Origin of the sequence: Neobacillus niacini (assembly GCF_048572935.1) — a bacterium.
GTDB classification, from domain to species: domain Bacteria; phylum Bacillota; class Bacilli; order Bacillales; family Cytobacillaceae; genus Neobacillus; species Neobacillus niacini.
Genome location: NZ_CP183883.1, coordinates 2,947,159 through 2,963,533, shown reverse-complemented (window position 1 = coordinate 2,963,533; position 16,375 = coordinate 2,947,159). Strand labels below are relative to the sequence as shown.

The following is a 16,375-nucleotide window of genomic DNA, read 5'->3' as shown; positions in this document are numbered from 1 at the left end:
TCTAATTTACAAAGTGCAATTCCAATTAACTTTCTGTTTTCCGTGCCTCAGTCATTTGCTTCCAGACAGAACCTTTTGCAGCCTCGCCGCCTTCAATTCTTTCGACCGCCATCTTGATTTGCATGCTGACCTCAAATTCAGAGTCATTTTCTGCTGCCTTCAATGCCGGCAATACTGTTTCATCACCTACTTCATACAAAAACATTGCAGCCCGCCAACGAACTAATTTGCTTGAGTCTTGTAGTGCTTTCGCCATCTCTTCATTGGCTTCAGGGAATCCAAGGTCAGATAAGCAATCACCAGCAGTCCTGCGAACGGTAACTGTCTTATCTTTTAATGCTTGATATAAATAAGGCAATACCGCTTGGTCCTTAATCATCCCTAAATAAACGGTAGCCAGTCGGCGTATCGATGGCTTTTCATCTGCTAAGGCTTTTTCTAATACGGGTAAATCTTCAAGCTCAGGATCATCCATTTGTTCAAGCAATTGATAGCGAATCTGCCAATCCGGATTTTCAAACGATTCCAGTGTTACTTTTTTGCGTTCTCGTATTGGCTTTGGTTTAGCTGCGAATTCCTTTACTTGTGCTTGGGATACTAAATCCTCGAGCCGCTCTGCAGGATAAGCTGCCATTAATTCTTCTATGACTTCCTGACCAATTTGATCAAAATCTCCATAGCGAACACCAAGAGCATCCCACCTGCGAAGCAGAATATAATTTTCGTCTGGAAGCTGAGCTCGTTCTCTAGCTTTTAGAAAGTATTCAGGCATCCCAAACCGTTTTTCTGTCGTTCCATCTGTTAGCTTAACCTGAAGGGGAATATCCTTAAACATTTGAACCTCAACCTTGATTTCACCAAAATGTTCGTTTACTTGGTTACCGGTTTGTCTTGATTGCTCAGCTGTTTCCCCAAACGCCTTACGGACTTGCGGCAGCAAATCCCTCCAGTCGAATTTCGCATTGCGTTCAACCGCTAGGAAATCTGCTACATGATAAACACCTTTGATTCCCTCAACTTGAAAGATGTTTTGGATTACATCCGGTGCAGTGGCCGCTGTTTCTTTTTTATAATTATGGCTTTTTCCCATTGGCAGTTCTTGGTCTAAAATAATTTTCATTGTATTGGGGCTTGGGGTTGGTTCAATACCCTTTATTTTCACGAAATTCACCTAATTCTTTAGTTTCTCTTTACAAGTTTAACATAATGGTGATATTTCATTCTAGAAATTGGTCTTGTGGATGGGGACCAACGTCATATATTTTTTTTCGATGATAAAATTGATTTTTCGCCGAATTATTCTATTTATCGTTGATAACCCAATTAACGATGATATAATTTTTCCCTTTAAAAAAAGCACGTCATCGACGCACTTTTTTACTCGCTTTCCGCTAGTTCAGCTAGATATTCCCATCTTTCGATTAAATACTCAAGATGCTCGTTCAATTCTGATTCTAGTTTCATTAATTCCTGGGCTTTTGTGAAGTCACTGCCTGTGTTCCCTATTTCTTCGGCAACTTCTTCTAATCGAGCTTCTGTTTTAGCAATGACTTCATCTATTTCTTCCCACTCTTTTTTCTCCTTATAGGTCATTCTTTTCTTTTTTTCCTTTTCAGGAGCTTTAACCGGTACTGGCTTATTAGTTGCTGTCTTCTTCGCTTCAACAGCTAATTCTTTTTCAAGATACTCGCTATAATTCCCATAGAATGAATCAATTAGGCCTTCACCGCGCAAGACTAGCAGCTGGTCTACGACTTTATCTAGGAAATAGCGGTCATGGGATACCGTAATTACCACGCCGGGAAATTCTTCTAAGTAATCTTCGAGCACCGTCAATGTCTGCGTATCAAGATCATTTGTCGGCTCGTCCAGTAAGAGAACATTTGGTGATGTCATTAATAACTTTAACAAGTATAACCGACGCTTTTCTCCTCCAGATAATTTCCGTATTGGGGTTCCATGAGAAAAAGGCGGGAATAGAAAACGTTCAAGCATAAGTGCTGCAGATAATGTTTTACCATCCGAAGTTTCCACCACTTCAGCGGTTTCTTTAATGTATTCAATCATCCGCTTGTTTTCGTCCATATCTTCGCTTTCCTGAGTATAATAAGCAATTTTAACTGTTTGACCCATGATGAATTCACCGTCATCAAGCGGAAGCTTTTTGGCCAGAATGTTCAACAATGTTGACTTACCTGCCCCGTTCCTGCCGATAATCCCAAGTCTGTCTCCTGGTTTTACTAGCAGATCAAAGTGTTTTAAGATTGTTTTTTCTCCATAACGCTTAGACGCATCCTTAAGTTCAAATACCTGCTTCCCAAGCCTGCTGCCATTTAACGTAATATCTACCTTTTCACCTGTCGGCTTCCCGCCTGAAAGCTTATCTTCCAATTCATCGAACCGCTGAATTCTTGCCTTCTGCTTAGTTGTTCTCGCTTTTGCACCTCGCCTCATCCATTCAAGTTCACGTCGAAACAGGTTTTGTTTCTTCTCAAAGGTCGCAGCCTCATTTTCTTCACGGATCGCTTTTGCTTCTAAAAATGCAGCATAGTTTCCTTTGTAGCTATAGAGATTTCCGCCATCAAGCTCAAACATCCGGTTAGCAACCCGGTCTAAAAAGTAACGGTCATGTGTAACAAGAAGAATGGAGCCGCTATATCGGCTTAGATATTCTTCCAGCCATTTTACAGAGTCAAAGTCTAAGTGGTTCGTAGGTTCATCCAGAATAAGTAAATCAGGCTCAGCAATCAGGACCTGAGCTAGCGCTACACGTTTCTTCTGACCTCCAGATAGCTCACCGATTTTTTTTGTGAAATCCTCAATTCCGAGTTTCATTAAGATCGACTTGGCATTTGTACTTGCATCCCATGCATTTAAAGCGTCCATCTGCTTTTGTAATTGGAATAAATCCTCTTGTACCTTTGTATCATTTGGAGATGTATTCAGGAGCATTAGTGTTTTTTCATATTCGCGCATTAACCTTAGAATAGGTGCTTCGCCATGGAATACCTGTTCTAGTACTGTTTTAGCTGAATCTAATTCGGGTTGTTGGTCTAAAAATGCAATCGAGTAATCCTTACCGGTGATAATTTTTCCCTCATCCGGCTGATCCAAACCTGCAATAATTTTTAAGAGTGATGATTTTCCTGTCCCATTAATGCCAATTAATCCGACTCTCTCTTTTTCACCGATGGTAATGGAGATGTTGTTAAATAATTGTTTTTCCCCATATGTTTTTGTAATATTTTCTACTGTTAGCATTTTCATCGGTCCTGACCATCCCATTCTAGATAGAATTGTTCTAAAAAGTCCACCATCGTTTGATGACGGCTTTCTGCCATTCCTTTTGCAGTATCTGTGTTCAATAAATCCTTCAACTTTAGTAATTTTTCATAGAAATGATGAATACTAGTTGATTTTCCTTTACGATATTCTTCCAAACTCATTTCCTCACGCACATTTATGCTGGGATCGTAAATGGGTTGGCCTTTTTTACCGCCATAAGCAAATGTTCTCGCAATCCCAATCGCACCAATTGCGTCCAACCGATCCGCATCCTGAACGATTTTTGCCTCGATGGTTTTTAGTTCCGTTTTACTTCCACCTTTATATGAAATTGTATCAATAATTTGCACAATAGCAGCTTGTACCTCATCAGGTAAAGCAATACTTTGTAAAAATGAATTCAGTTTGTTTTTCCCCGCTTGGACACTATCATTAAGCTTTTCATCAGGAATATCATGCAAAAGTGCCGCCATTTCAATAACAAATGCGTCGCCCGCTTGTTCTTGTTTGCAGATATGTAATGCTGTCCGTCTGACACGGTCAACATGGAACCAATCATGTCCTGTTGCATCATCACCTAATTGACTGCGGACAAACGTTTTCGTTTGTTCTATTATTTGATCCATCATATAAGACACCTTCCTTCATCCTTGCTATTTTAACATGAAAAGCAAACAAAAAATAACCCCGATAACTCGGAGTTATTTTTTGTTCGCCTGACGACCGCTCTTTTTTTGGCTTTGTGACTTCGTGTTACCAATTGTATACTCACCGCCAAATTCTACATCATTTTTTTGGTCTTGTTTCTCAATCTCTTCACGTGTCAAATTCTTATTCTTCATGAAAATTACCCCCTTAACTAAAATGAACTGCCATTTTAGTATGCTCACTTGGGGATAAAGTTATTTCAGGCCATTGTGCCAGCTGATACCAAGAGTATTCTCACCTGCATGAACACCAATTACTGCACCCAACGGACAGGTAATAACGTTTAACTCAGGATATAATCGCTCTAATTCCACTTTCCATTCATTTGCTTGTTCCTGATGTAAGCCATATAAAATATATACTTCTTTAAATTTATTTTTCTCATAAGAGGATTTAAAGTAGTCAAGAATCCTTTCCTTAGCCTTCTTATCACTTCTCACTTTTTCTTTCGTGTTAAGGGCGCCTTCTTCTATGGAAATGATGGGCTTCACGTTAAGCATGCTGCCTAAGAAGAACTGTAAACCAGACATCCTGCCGCTCCGATGAAGTTGTTCTAGACTTCCAATTAAAACATACGTCTCATTTGTGGTCTTTAGTATTTCTAACTGGTCCATGACAGATTCAAGGCTATTACCTGCCTCCATCAATTCCATCCCTTTTTTTAATAAAGCGGTCATTGGTGCAGTTAGAATTTGAGAATCAAGGGTTTTAACAGGAATATTAACCAGCTTTGCCGCCTGTTCACTGGAAGATACGGTACCACTGAGTTTTCCTGATATCAGAACTGCTGCAACTTGGTCATAATCCTTGGAAAGTTTTTCGTACAATTCCTGGAAAACACCTACTGCTGGCTGTGAAGTTTTTGGCGGCGACTTAAGATCCTTTAATCTAGCAAAAAGCTCAGCAGCTGTTAAATCATTCCCGTCAGCAAATTCCTCACCATCTAATAATATCGTTAACGGTATTGTATACAGGTCAGGATGATTTTTTAATTCTTCATCTAAATATGCCGTACTATCTGTTACCCATGCCGTTTTAACCAATGTGATCTCCCCCTAAAATTGGTATGAGGTCCTAATATCTAGTTAAAACAATCGTACCTTGAAATCATTTTCTTGTAAATATTTATAACGCAAAAAACCAGCTAAATAAATAGCTGGTTTCACGCTGGTTAACAAATTTCCCTAAGGTATGATTGTAAGTGTTCATTGGTCTTTATCATGAAATCGACCATTTCCACTAAATCATCCAACTGGTCCTCGCTGATTAGTCTGGCAAATTCAATGGAAATACAATTCCGAATGAGTGATTTTGAAGGTGTAATCGTTACAGATTGACTAAACTGTCTTGTTCCCCCCCAAATATCAAAGAAAATTTCACGTATTCTCTGTAATTGAGCTTCATCGGTAATAGTGTCATAAAAGAATTGCAGCTTTATCGTACATCCAGACTGTTGCTGTGCCAATGAGTTTGGCATTAACTCTGCTGCAAGATTAATCAACTCTGCTTTAATTTCCAATTTAGCTGTTACAATAGCTGGTTGAGTTGAAGAGTTATGAAAGTCAATATCGAAGCTGCGGGACATTTTCGCCATATTTATGATATCATTTCGGTCTGTAATGACAATCTCACCCGATAAATCTAAATCATATAACGCACCTTCAACAACTACTTTCATATTATCGAAAGCGGTAGGGTCAAACATTCACTCACCTCTAGTCTTTTAGAACAGCCCTAATGCCTTGCCAGTGTCGTCCACATCCATATTCAACGCCGCAGGTTTTTTCGGTAATCCTGGCATGGTCATAACCTCTCCGGTTAACGCCACAATAAATCCAGCACCGATCGATGGCTTGAACTCTCTTACATTGACGATAAAGTTAGTTGGCCTGCCTAATTTGGCAGGATCATCTGACAGGGAGTATTGCGATTTTGCCATGCAAATTGCTAAATTAGACCAACCGAATCTCTCAAAGTCCACTAGCTGCTTTTGCGCTTTAGCTGAGAATTCTACGTCTTTTCCGCCATATACCTTTTGAACAATCGTTCTCACTTTGCATTCAAGGGAATCTGAAACCTCGTATAATGGTTGAAAGTTATTTTCTTCTTTTTCCATGATGGATAACAATGTTTCTGCAAGTTCAACTCCACCGGCACCGCCTTTTTCCCAGACCTCTGTTAAAGCGACTGGAACAGCCTCTTGCTTGCACCATTCTAACAATGTTTGAACTTCCAGTTCTGTATCTGTGATAAATTTATTAATCGCAACCACAACTGGTAAACCAAAGGCCTTGATAGTCTCAATATGTTTTTGCAGATTCGCAAAACCTAACGTTAAGGAAGCAATGTTCTCCTTTGCCAAATCCGACTTTGCTACCCCGCCATGCATCTTTAATGCCCGGATGGTTGCTACGATTACAACTGCTTCTGGTTTAATACCAGCACTTCTTGCTTTGATATGTAAAAACTTTTCAGCTCCTAAATCAGCACCAAATCCGCCTTCTGTAATGACAAAATCAGCCAACTTGGCAGCAGCACGGGTAGCAATCACACTATTACAACCATGAGCAATATTCGCGAAAGGTCCACCATGTACGAGTGCAGGAGTATGTTCGATTGTTTGCACGAGATTTGGCTTAACCGCATCCTTAAGCAGTAAAGTAAGTGCTCCTTCAACCCCAAGATCGCCAACTGTTACAGGTTCCTTTTTATCATTATAGGCTACAACCATTCGGGCTAATCGCGATTTTAAATCTTTCAAATCTGAAGCCAAACATAGAACGGCCATAATTTCTGAGGCAACCGTAATATCAAAGCCATCTTCACGAGGAACTCCTTGCAGAGGACCCCCAAGACCGATAATCACTTTTCTTAGTGCACGATCGTTTAAATCAACTGCACGTTTCCAAACAATACGCCGCTGGTCGATTTTAAGCTCATTTCCTTGCTGAATATGATTATCGAGTAATGCAGCCAGCGCATTATTTGCTGTAGTTATCGCGTGCAAATCCCCAGTAAAATGTAAATTTATGTCTTCCATCGGCAATACCTGTGAATAGCCTCCGCCAGTGGCCCCCCCTTTTATTCCCATTGTGGGACCCAATGATGGCTCTCGCATCGCAATCATAGCCTTCTTACCAATGCGTTTAAAGGCATCACCAAGACCCACTGTTACGGTTGATTTCCCTTCACCAGCAGGAGTAGGATTGATGGAAGTAACAAGTATGATTTTCCCACTTTCATTTGTTTCAATATTTCTAAGCGCTTCATACGAGATTTTTGCTTTGTATTTTCCGTATAATTCGAGGTCATCTTCCTTTAAACCAATTGATTTCGCAATTTCAACAATTGGCTTCATGGTCGATTCTTGTGCAATTTCAATGTCGGACTTAATTGATGTTCTCATTTGCAAAAATGATCCCCCGCATTCAAATAGAATTAATAGCCTCTTTTATTGTATCAAATCCTCCTTTTATTTTCGTGTAATATTTTTCACAAAACTTTATTCTTTTCTGAATTTAAGATAATGTTTATAATGTTATTGACCAAATATTAGAAAAATACTATATACTTAACACTTAGAAATAAAGGGGGAGTGCACCATGCCAATTAACATTCCAAAGTTGCTGCCAGCACGAGAAATACTCGAACATGAGAATATTTTTGTGATGGACGACGAACGGGCAATCAGCCAGGATATTCGTCCACTAAAACTTCTAATTCTCAATTTAATGCCTGAAAAAGAAAAGGCAGAAACGCAGCTATTAAGGCTATTGGGAAACAGCCCGCTGCAAGTAAACGTCAAATTTTTAAAAACCAATTCCTATGAATCTACACACACAAGCAAGCAGCACCTAGAACAATTTTATACTACTTTTTCAGAGGTTAAAAATCAAAAGTATGATGGGATGATTATTACAGGAGCGCCAGTTGAATTGATGGAGTTTGAGCAAGTAAAGTATTGGCAGGAACTCACAGAAATTATGGACTGGACGAGAACCAATGTCACCTCTACCTTGCATATCTGTTGGGGAGCCCAGGCAGCACTCTTTTATCATTATGGGATTGATAAATTTGAACTGTCTCGTAAATGTTCGGGAATCTATGAGCATAAGATTTTCGAGCAAAACGATTTACTTCTGCGAGGGTTTGATGATCATTTTTATGCTCCTCATTCTCGCTATACAGATGTATCGATTGGTGAGATTCATGAGAATCCTGAACTTACGCTTCTAGCCGCGTCCGAGGAAGCGGGTGCGCTGCTTATTGCCTCCCGAGATCGAAAACACGTGATGATTACAGGGCATTTGGAATATGAATCTGATTCATTAGCACAGGAATATAATCGTGATATTAGCAGAGGGCTGGAAATTCATATGCCAGAAAACTACTTTCCAAATAATGATCCAACACAACCGCCTATTAATCGCTGGCGTTCCCATGGACACTTATTCTTTTCAAACTGGCTTAACTACTATGTGTATCAAGAAACACCTTTTAATTGGGATTAAGAAAAAGAAGCATCGGGACGGTCCGATGCTTCTTTTCTATTAATTTGTCGTTAAAATATTATTCCCTCTTTGTTTATTTATCGTAAATTATAGAAAGAATATCGAGCAAAGGGGGGAAACGTTGTGGAAACAGTAGTAGGTATTCATCGAAACCATTTTGGTGAGATTATCAGCTTTGTTACTTCCGGAGGTCGGGTCATCTCCTATCAAAAAGCGTTAATTGAAGCAGCAAACGGAGACATAACAGGCGTTCTCGCAGCCGAGGATCACGATGGGAACCTTGTTCTAAGCCCAGAGCAGCAGGATCAATCCTTTGACCATTATCCAAACTTATTTTAATTCAGAAGTGGGAAAATTGAAAATGTAGCCTATGAAGTCATTTTTTTGTAATTCCTTTTTGAAATGGGTCTCATGAAGATTTCATGAAGCCCTTTTTTGTAATTCCTTTTTGAAATGGGCTCATGAAGATTTCATGAAGCCCTTTTTTGTATTTCCTTTTTGAAATGGGTCACATGAAGATTTCATGAAGCCCTTTTTTGTATTTCCTTTTTGAAATGGGTCTCATAAAGCTTTCATGAAGCCCTATTCTGTAGATTCCTTATTGAAATAGGTCTCATAAAGCTTTCATGGAGCCCTATTCTGTAGATTCCTTATTGAAATAGGTCTCATGAAGACTTCATGGAGCCTCTTTTTTATATGCTTTATTGAGATGGGACTCATGGAAGCCTTCTCGAATAAAACAACAGCAAAAGCACCTGGTTTCTACCAGGTGCTTTTGCATTAATCAGCTTCGTTTTGTTTTTGAATTTCTTTTAATGCTTCTATCCTTGATTCATCTTCTTGAAAAAACTGAACAAGATCAACGATTCTTTCAATCGAATCCCAGCTTAAGTGGTGCTCGATTCCTTCAACATCTTGATATATATTTTCATCCTTCACTCCGATGATTTTTAGAAACTGTTCCAGTAAATCATGTCTAAATACAAGACGCTTTCCAATCTTATTTCCTTTAGTAGTTAAGCTGAAACCTCTATATTTTTCATAAACAAGGTATTCATCCTTGTCTAGCTTTTGAACCATTTTTGTTACTGAGGAGGGATGGACAGATAACGCCTCTGCAATATCTGAAACTCTGGCGTATCCTTTTTCTTCAATTAACATATATATTTGTTCGATATAATCTTCCATACTCGGTGTTGGCATCCCGTACCTCCAAAAAAATTACTCTCTTAAAAGTTTACTATAGATAAAAAATAGTGACAAGTTGAATTATAACTTTGTCACAGTTTTGGGACTATGTTCTTCAAATAAAAACTTAACCCTTTTTTCCTGCTCATCCAGATAAAGCTTTGCATTAAAAGTTTTATCCTTATTTGTAAAACCTTCAATTAATTCTGTTTTCCCTTCAGATAATAGAAGTTTAACATTTTTTTGGGTAATGTTTTTCCCAAGTATTTTTTTAGATATTGTGAAATTACATTGGTTTTTTTGATAGTTAGAACACCCGTAAAAGCTGCCTTTATCCACAATGGAGCCTTCACATTTTTTACATTTGCCCAGCTTTGTACCGCCTTTACCCTTTGTCATCTTCTTACTAGGGGTAAAATTTTCGCGCACCTCTTCTGAAAACACCCAATTAGCAGCATGGTCAACTCCAGAAGAAATTAAATGATAAACCATTTTATTTGTTTGTTCCATGAAATTCTTGGGAGAAGCGGATCCCTCTGATATTTCTTTTAATTTCTGCTCCCATTTTGCTGTCATTTCCGGGGAAGCAAGAATTTCCTGTCCAATTGCTTCAATTAGGATTCTAGCTTTAGCTGTCGCATAAACTAGGTTCTTGGCTACATCGATATATTTTCTGTCCTTCAACATGGTTATAATACCAGCTCTTGTCGCCTCAGTACCCAAACCTTCCGTTTTTGACAGGATTTTCTCCATTTCCTTGTCTTCGATATGCTTACCTGCCGTTTTCATTAAGGTAATTAACTGACCTTCGGTATAGCGTTTTGGCGGCTGGGTCTGGCTTTCTTTCACATCAACCTTCACCGTTCGGCCTTGTTCCCCTTTTGCTAGTTGTGGAAGAGCAGGTTCATCCTCTTTTTCCTTTTGGTTGATTACCTTTCTCCAGCCTTCTTCGATTTGAACCTTACCTTTTGATTGAAAAACTGCCCGTCCATCTACTAAAGTCGTTACCGTCGTATATTCAGCAATGGCTTTTGGATAATGTGCTGCTATTAAACTTGTGACAATGAGGTCGTAAAGTTTCTTTTCATCGGGATCAAGCCGGTCTACATTTGGAATTTGTTCAGTCGGAATAATCGCATAGTGGTCTGTCACCTTTTTTTCGTTTACGTACCGCTTGTTATCAACAAGTGTTTCAATAGGCAGTGGGAAGTATTGATCATAGCCCTTAATATGACTTAGTTTAGTAAGAATATCAGGGAAAGTATTCGCTTCTTCTACCGTTACATATCGTGAGTCCGAGCGGGGATATGAAACATTCCCTTTTTGGTAAAGTTTTTGCAGCACATCTAAAGTTTTTTTCGGTGGGAATTTATAGCGTTTATTTGCTTCTGCTTGAAGAGCAGAGAGATTATATAGTAAAGGTGGTTGGAACTCTTTTCTATCCGATTGTACATCTGAAACTTCTGCTGGCTTTTCTCGGCAAAACGCCGCAACCTTCTCCGCCATTTCTTTTGTTTTTACACGTGTTTCTCCATCATTCTGCCATTTGCCAGAATATTTCTTACCATCGATGTTAAAATGGGCAATCACTTCCCAAAATGGTTCCGATTTAAAATTTTCAATTTCTAATTCTCTTTTTACGATGAGTGCTAATGTAGGGGTCTGTACCCTTCCAACCGAAAACACATCAGAAAAGCCTTGTTTTTGCAAAAGCAAGCTATAGAGTCTTGAGGCATTCATTCCAACTACCCAATCTGCACATGCTCGAGTATATGCTTCAAAGTATAGATTTCTAGTGTGATCTTCGTCTAATAATTTTTTAAAACCTTCACGAATCGAATTAGGTGTTAAAGATGAAATCCATAGACGTTTCATTGGCTTCCTGCAGCCAGTAATGCGAAGAATATTACGGATGATTAATTCACCCTCACGCCCAGCGTCGCCTGCATGAATAATTTCTGTTACGGCAGGATTATTTACAAGCTTTTGGATAACGGAAAATTGTTTTACTTTATCCTTCGTTACTTCATATTGGAATTGAGTGGGTATCATTGGCAGGTTATCCAACGACCATTTTTTCCATCCTGGTTCATAAGCTTCTGGGTTCACCAACTGGCATAAGTGCCCAATCGCCCAAGTGACGTACGCTCCATTTGTAAATGTTTCGTTTGGAAAAATCTCAATAAAGCCATTTTGTTTTTTACTTTTAAATATAGAAGCCAATGTTGAACCTTGGTCTGGCTTTTCGGCAATAATTAATTTCATTACGATTGCTCCTTTTGGTAAAGCATCCAGCATTCATTTTCCCACTTCATTTGTCTCTTTGTAAAGGATAAAAATATATCCATTACTAGACCATTAGATAAATGCATTATATAATTAAGCTCCATTTGGTAAATTTTACATACTACAAACAGAGGTATAATGTTATGTTGAATTTTGAAAAGATTAATAGTTTAGCCGCAAGTCTATTAAAAAAAGCTCCTGGTTTTGCACTTTCAATATTCACTGATTCAGAGGTTCTGTTACAGCAAGGCTACGGTGTTACAAACACCGAGGAACAAGGAGTTGACATTACTCCTGCAACCTTATTTCGAATTGGTTCAGTCAGTAAAACGCTTACCGCAACACTAATCATGAAGCTTGTCCAACAAGGTTTACTAGATTTAGATTGTCCAATAAAAGAGTATATCCCCGAGCTGCGGCTTAGTTTTCCAGGGGCCGCAAACATTGTCACTTTACGATGTTGCTAAGTCATACTGCTGGACTGCCTGATGGTGGTGACCTATTCGGAAACCGTGAGAACGATGCTCTTGAAAAATATGTAAGAGAAGAGATTCCGCATCTTCCATTTGTTGCGCCGCCAAATACGATGTATTCATATGGCAACCATTCTATTAATCTTGCAGCATATGTCGCTGAAAGAGCAGCAGGAAAAAGATTTGCTCGGCTGATGAATGACGAAATTTTCACTCCCCTTGAGATGAACCGAAGTATGTATGATCCTTTGAAAGCTATGACCTATCCTTTGGCACTCCAGCATGAAAAATCAGAAGATGGTTCCTTTAAAGTGGATCATTCATTTCCTGAAAACGTGGCTTGCCATGGTTCATTCTTCTGCATAACCAATGCAGAAGATATGACTAAATTTGGACAAATGTATTTAGCTAACGGAAAATTTAACAGGGAAGAGATTCTTACTGAACAATCACTTCAAGAGATTTTCTGCATACAGGCGAATCGCTACACGGTACCTGAATGCTCTATCGGGATGTGTTGGATTAAAGATTACGATGAGGGTAATTATTGGTGGCATAGCGGCGGGATTGGTACCTATCGCTCTTTATTGTAATATTCCCCGAGCAGAATATCGGCATTTTTACAGTTGCGAATAATAATGTTGGCTGGGAGATTGTTGAGGAAGTCTTGGAGCAACTTGGTTCACCTATTCCGGATAAACAACCATTATGTAAACCCAATTTACAAATCATTGAAGAAGCCTGCGGAAACTATTTAAGGTCAAAATCTGGTTTACTGACGATTAAACATAATCTGAATCCTTGTATCATTCATAATGGAAAAAATCTTTCCATACGCTCCTTGAAAAATGACCATATTGTTGGAATTGATGAAGATGAAGATGTAATTGTATCAATAGGATTAATAAATCATCATGATAATCTTATGGTAAATGGTTCACTAAGTAAGAAAATAACGGAGCCATTAATAATGTACAATATAGACACCATTTCAACCTATTTTGGTGATTACCAACAAGGAGAGATGGTATATACCTTTTATTTAGATGGACACACACTTTTGTTTTTTGATGGTGATGATAAGCTTCCTTGCACCTATTTATTTAAAAATAAGTTTTTTTGTCCAGGTTATGGATTACTAGAGTTTGATGAGGATAATCTTACGATACAAAATGCATGGCAATTCGTAAAGCTATAATTTTGTCTTTTTCATGACAAAATAGGTGGTCAGTTCTGACCACCTATTTGCATTACTATTGTATTAGTTTGAAATTTGAATCCTGCCTATACCAATTTTCTTCTGGAATAATGTTAGAGACGGTTAAAATTAATGATGGAATTCTTTCAACATCAAAAACAATCGCACCTATCTTCTTAGTAAACATAAGGAAGGCGTCACCATGTGAATAAGATGATAAATCATTTCCGATTTGAAGCAATGCGGTCAAGACAACTTGTTTTTCTTCAGCTTCAATGTAGATTTGCGGCGAGAATCTTAATATCCATTCGTCTCCCTCAATAGAAAATCGGTACATTACCCTCACCCTTTATCAACCATTTTTATAAGAATATGAGGCTGATAAAATTTTATGTTCAGATAGATTTATTAATTTTGAATATTGCATGATAATACGATTTATTGGTTTAAAAAGCGCTTACTTTCCTTGACTGTCCAAAAATATTCATGTATATTTAAAGCGTCATGTATCATTAATTGAATAGTATTTATATTATCTTTGTGGTCATGATAATATTTATCTTTGGCACTTTTACAGTGTCCTGAAAGGCTTAGGAGGAAATAGTAGATGCAAAACGGTAAAGTAAAATGGTTCAACAATGAAAAAGGTTTCGGTTTTATCGAAGTTGAAGGCGGAGACGATGTATTCGTACACTTCAGCGCGATCACTGGCGAAGGCTTCAAGTCTTTAGAAGAAGGCCAAGAAGTTTCTTTCGAAATCGTTGAAGGAAACCGCGGACCACAAGCTGCTAACGTAGTAAAACTTTAATCTATTAATAACAAACCAAAGGCTGGCGTATACCGTCAGCCTTTTTCTATTGAGATGCCAATAGTCTCTGTGAACTAGACATTTAGTCATGTTAGCTGTTTTCCATATTCTTGCAGCTTTTCTCCAACAGTACATTGTGAAATACAAAAACGATGGGCGACCCTTCTGCCGCCTTCCTTTTTGAACTGTTGATGGACAAAACACCCCTCACAATATTGCCCTAATAAGGATTCAACATGACTGAACAGTTCTTTTCTGCTTAATTTTTTCACGAGTCTACGGCACCCCGTTTCTTAAATGATTTGTGTCTTTGCAAATATCTCTTTTCCCTCTAAAGCTTGGGTCGCCAATTTATCTGCCTCTTTATTGTCATTCCTTGGAATCGGTGTGTATTTTGGAGTGAGTGAAAGTGCTTTAATTTTTTCTTCAATCCTATCGAGCCAAGCATTGAGTACATCCTCATAACATGGCCACTCTCCCTCAAGCTGTTTTAACACAACCTGAGAGTCCCCTTTAAATTCACAAGGCAAATGATGGACGCCTAATTCCTCTAAAATCGTCAACGCATAATAAAAGGCGGCATATTCTGCTTCATTATTCGTTTCCAGTTCATCGAATACTTCGTTCGCCCGAATTCGATATTTCTTTTTCCCTTGTTTAAAAAATATTACCACTCCAAGACCAGCAGTATTGGTTTCCTTTTGAAATCCACCATCAAAATAAACGGTAATTTCATGAGGATCATCTTCAATTTCAGTGACCAGCTTTTTCAGTTCTTTTAAAATCCACGATGTACCAACTTCATCATAAAAATAAATATCACTTGCTTTTCCTAGCTTTTCAAGTTCCTCCCCAGTTTGTATTGCCAATTCTGTTGTAATCCAATCAGAGGTAAATTGTATTTTTTCATTTTTTCCTGTTTTATAATTCCACTCAAGTCTATACTTCATGTTTTTCAACCTTTCCTTAAAAATTTCGAAGTTGAAAAGAATAATTCTTATGATTTCACTGTTCTTCAATGTGATTTATCCATCTAATCTTAGCATACCCATATCAACAAAGTAGAAATAGGAAAAATATATTTCCTGCGTTTTGAGTTAGAATATGATAAACTTTCAATTAATATGAAACTGGAGGGTCTGCTTTGATTGAAGTTTATATTGACGGGGCCAGTGCTGGTAACCCGGGACCAAGCGGTGCTGGAATATTTATTAAAGGGAATGGGACAGCAGAAAAATATTCGATCCCGCTTGGCTCAATGTCAAACCATGAAGCAGAATATCATGCTTTTATTAAAGCTTTAGAAATCTGCTTAGAAAAAGGTTATTCTCATTCAGTTGTATCTTTTCGAACTGATTCAGAATTAGTTAATAAAGGTGTGGAGAAGGAATTTGTTAAAAACAAATTGTATGCCCCGCTGCTGGACCAAGCCTTACAGCTATCCAAACAATTTGATTTGTTTTTTATGAAGTGGATTCCAAGCATTGAAAACAAAACAGCCGATGAATTAGCGCGGCAAGCAATCAGAAGAAATACTTTGAGGGAAGAGAATGATACAATAGATTGCTGACAAAAGCTTCAAGGGTAAAGCAAAAATCCTCCTTATTCGGGAGGATTTTTGCTTTTGCTTATATTGCCACTAGTTCTCTTTCTTTAACAAACTTTAGGGCCGCATTTCTTGTTTGTATTTTGCTCGAAACAAGGGTTTCTAATAATGACACATAAAAGCTGCCATCAAAGGTTTTCTGTGCTTTTAATGTAATCTCTATAGCAGAATTAATCAATTCATCGGAAGCATTCGTGTAGTGTTTTCCGAAATAAATAAAACCGATTGCATCCTCTTGAAATTGGAAACCTTTCCCTTCCAAGTAATGCAAGTACTCATCAACTGTCCGCACTGGCTTCTCCATCCCTCTCC

At 38.3% G+C, this 16,375-nt stretch carries 18 protein-coding genes and 1 pseudogene; 6 read left to right on the top strand and 13 right to left on the bottom strand.

The window, feature by feature from the left end; all coding sequences use genetic code 11:
• Positions 1-25: 25 nt before the first annotated feature.
• From ACN6MT_RS14495 to ACN6MT_RS14465, 7 genes are all read right to left on the bottom strand, one after another.
• A complete protein-coding gene (locus tag ACN6MT_RS14495; protein ID WP_419956329.1) occupies positions 26-1,162 on the bottom strand; it encodes a conserved virulence factor C family protein in 1,137 nt (378 codons plus the stop codon).
• A gap of 215 nt (positions 1,163-1,377) precedes the next feature.
• Positions 1,378-3,267 carry an ABC-F family ATP-binding cassette domain-containing protein gene (locus tag ACN6MT_RS14490; RefSeq protein ID WP_419956328.1) on the bottom strand — a complete coding sequence of 630 codons (1,890 nt, stop codon included), beginning with the start codon at positions 3,265-3,267 and terminating at the stop codon, positions 1,378-1,380.
• A complete protein-coding gene (locus ACN6MT_RS14485) occupies positions 3,264-3,914 on the bottom strand; it encodes an HD domain-containing protein (protein ID WP_419956327.1) in 651 nt (216 codons plus the stop codon). The genes ACN6MT_RS14490 and ACN6MT_RS14485 overlap by 4 nt, the downstream gene beginning before the upstream one ends.
• A 72-nt stretch (positions 3,915-3,986) precedes the next feature.
• On the bottom strand, positions 3,987-4,127 hold the full coding sequence (locus tag ACN6MT_RS14480) for a hypothetical protein (protein WP_169803677.1): 141 nt from the start codon (positions 4,125-4,127) through the stop codon (positions 3,987-3,989).
• Between the two features lie 60 nt (positions 4,128-4,187).
• Positions 4,188-5,036 (bottom strand): DegV family protein, encoded by an 849-nt coding sequence (locus ACN6MT_RS14475; RefSeq protein ID WP_419956326.1) that lies wholly within the window; start codon positions 5,034-5,036, stop codon positions 4,188-4,190.
• 128 nt (positions 5,037-5,164) lie between these two features.
• The gene (locus ACN6MT_RS14470) at positions 5,165-5,698 is read right to left on the bottom strand and encodes a hypothetical protein (RefSeq protein ID WP_419956325.1); all 534 of its coding nucleotides are present in this window, start codon (positions 5,696-5,698) and stop codon (positions 5,165-5,167) included.
• An 18-nt stretch (positions 5,699-5,716) separates the two neighbouring features.
• Complete coding sequence (locus tag ACN6MT_RS14465; RefSeq protein WP_419956324.1) at positions 5,717-7,399, bottom strand: formate--tetrahydrofolate ligase; 1,683 nt, start codon at positions 7,397-7,399, stop codon at positions 5,717-5,719.
• A 196-nt stretch (positions 7,400-7,595) separates the two neighbouring features.
• On the opposite strand from ACN6MT_RS14465, the gene metA reads away from it, so the two are divergent.
• Positions 7,596-8,504 carry a homoserine O-acetyltransferase MetA gene (metA, locus tag ACN6MT_RS14460; protein WP_419956323.1) on the top strand — a complete coding sequence of 303 codons (909 nt, stop codon included), beginning with the start codon at positions 7,596-7,598 and terminating at the stop codon, positions 8,502-8,504.
• A 123-nt stretch (positions 8,505-8,627) separates the two neighbouring features.
• The gene (locus tag ACN6MT_RS14455) at positions 8,628-8,843 is read left to right on the top strand and encodes a DUF3892 domain-containing protein (RefSeq protein ID WP_419956322.1); all 216 of its coding nucleotides are present in this window, start codon (positions 8,628-8,630) and stop codon (positions 8,841-8,843) included.
• 441 nt (positions 8,844-9,284) lie between these two features.
• Here ACN6MT_RS14455 and mntR read toward each other — a convergent pair whose 3' ends face one another.
• Together mntR and ACN6MT_RS14445 are read right to left on the bottom strand one after the other, a co-directional pair.
• Positions 9,285-9,707 carry a transcriptional regulator MntR gene (gene mntR, locus ACN6MT_RS14450; protein ID WP_034674059.1) on the bottom strand — a complete coding sequence of 141 codons (423 nt, stop codon included), beginning with the start codon at positions 9,705-9,707 and terminating at the stop codon, positions 9,285-9,287.
• A gap of 66 nt (positions 9,708-9,773) precedes the next feature.
• Positions 9,774-11,957, bottom strand: coding sequence for a DNA topoisomerase III (locus ACN6MT_RS14445; protein ID WP_419956321.1), 2,184 nt, complete (start codon positions 11,955-11,957; stop codon positions 9,774-9,776).
• A 101-nt stretch (positions 11,958-12,058) separates the two neighbouring features.
• Here ACN6MT_RS14445 and ACN6MT_RS14440 point away from each other — a divergent pair.
• Positions 12,059-13,044 (top strand): annotated as a pseudogene (locus ACN6MT_RS14440) (serine hydrolase domain-containing protein).
• Between the two features lie 74 nt (positions 13,045-13,118).
• Positions 13,119-13,649, top strand: coding sequence for a hypothetical protein (locus tag ACN6MT_RS14435; RefSeq protein WP_419956320.1), 531 nt, complete (start codon positions 13,119-13,121; stop codon positions 13,647-13,649).
• Positions 13,650-13,704: 55 nt separating this feature from the next.
• Here ACN6MT_RS14435 and ACN6MT_RS14430 read toward each other — a convergent pair whose 3' ends face one another.
• Complete coding sequence (locus ACN6MT_RS14430) at positions 13,705-13,986, bottom strand: hypothetical protein (RefSeq protein WP_419956319.1); 282 nt, start codon at positions 13,984-13,986, stop codon at positions 13,705-13,707.
• Positions 13,987-14,256: 270 nt separating this feature from the next.
• On the opposite strand from ACN6MT_RS14430, the gene cspD reads away from it, so the two are divergent.
• Positions 14,257-14,457, top strand: coding sequence for a cold-shock protein CspD (gene cspD, locus ACN6MT_RS14425; RefSeq protein WP_026563856.1), 201 nt, complete (start codon positions 14,257-14,259; stop codon positions 14,455-14,457).
• Positions 14,458-14,543: 86 nt separating this feature from the next.
• Here the strand turns inward: cspD and ACN6MT_RS14420 are convergent, their stop codons facing one another.
• Together ACN6MT_RS14420 and ACN6MT_RS14415 are read right to left on the bottom strand one after the other, a co-directional pair.
• Positions 14,544-14,729: a zinc-finger domain-containing protein gene (locus tag ACN6MT_RS14420; RefSeq protein WP_419956318.1), complete on the bottom strand. Its 186-nt coding sequence runs from the start codon at positions 14,727-14,729 to the stop codon at positions 14,544-14,546.
• A 21-nt stretch (positions 14,730-14,750) separates the two neighbouring features.
• Positions 14,751-15,407, bottom strand: a complete 657-nt coding sequence (locus ACN6MT_RS14415) for a ribonuclease H family protein (protein ID WP_419956317.1) — start codon at positions 15,405-15,407, stop codon at positions 14,751-14,753.
• 194 nt (positions 15,408-15,601) lie between these two features.
• Between ACN6MT_RS14415 and ACN6MT_RS14410 the strand changes: the two genes are divergently transcribed.
• Positions 15,602-16,027: a reverse transcriptase-like protein gene (locus ACN6MT_RS14410; RefSeq protein WP_419956316.1), complete on the top strand. Its 426-nt coding sequence runs from the start codon at positions 15,602-15,604 to the stop codon at positions 16,025-16,027.
• Positions 16,028-16,085: 58 nt separating this feature from the next.
• Here ACN6MT_RS14410 and ACN6MT_RS14405 read toward each other — a convergent pair whose 3' ends face one another.
• Positions 16,086-16,367, bottom strand: coding sequence for a DUF6123 family protein (locus tag ACN6MT_RS14405; protein WP_218895556.1), 282 nt, complete (start codon positions 16,365-16,367; stop codon positions 16,086-16,088).
• Positions 16,368-16,375 lie beyond the last annotated feature (8 nt).

What these genes read in the sequence shown, in the direction of transcription:
- mntR (WP_034674059.1), bottom strand. Translation starts at nt 9,707, where the DNA reads ATGCCAACACCGAGTATGGAAGATTATATCGAACAAATATATATGTTA.
- ACN6MT_RS14445 (WP_419956321.1), bottom strand. Translation starts at nt 11,957, where the DNA reads ATGAAATTAATTATTGCCGAAAAGCCAGACCAAGGTTCAACATTGGCT.
- ACN6MT_RS14430 (WP_419956319.1), bottom strand. Translation starts at nt 13,986, where the DNA reads ATGTACCGATTTTCTATTGAGGGAGACGAATGGATATTAAGATTCTCG.
- cspD (WP_026563856.1), top strand. Translation starts at nt 14,257, where the DNA reads ATGCAAAACGGTAAAGTAAAATGGTTCAACAATGAAAAAGGTTTCGGT.
- ACN6MT_RS14470 (WP_419956325.1), bottom strand. Translation starts at nt 5,698, where the DNA reads ATGTTTGACCCTACCGCTTTCGATAATATGAAAGTAGTTGTTGAAGGT.
- ACN6MT_RS14415 (WP_419956317.1), bottom strand. Translation starts at nt 15,407, where the DNA reads ATGAAGTATAGACTTGAGTGGAATTATAAAACAGGAAAAAATGAAAAA.
- ACN6MT_RS14480 (WP_169803677.1), bottom strand. Translation starts at nt 4,127, where the DNA reads ATGAAGAATAAGAATTTGACACGTGAAGAGATTGAGAAACAAGACCAA.
- ACN6MT_RS14405 (WP_218895556.1), bottom strand. Translation starts at nt 16,367, where the DNA reads ATGGAGAAGCCAGTGCGGACAGTTGATGAGTACTTGCATTACTTGGAA.
- ACN6MT_RS14485 (WP_419956327.1), bottom strand. Translation starts at nt 3,914, where the DNA reads ATGATGGATCAAATAATAGAACAAACGAAAACGTTTGTCCGCAGTCAA.
- ACN6MT_RS14490 (WP_419956328.1), bottom strand. Translation starts at nt 3,267, where the DNA reads ATGAAAATGCTAACAGTAGAAAATATTACAAAAACATATGGGGAAAAA.
- ACN6MT_RS14465 (WP_419956324.1), bottom strand. Translation starts at nt 7,399, where the DNA reads ATGAGAACATCAATTAAGTCCGACATTGAAATTGCACAAGAATCGACC.
- metA (WP_419956323.1), top strand. Translation starts at nt 7,596, where the DNA reads ATGCCAATTAACATTCCAAAGTTGCTGCCAGCACGAGAAATACTCGAA.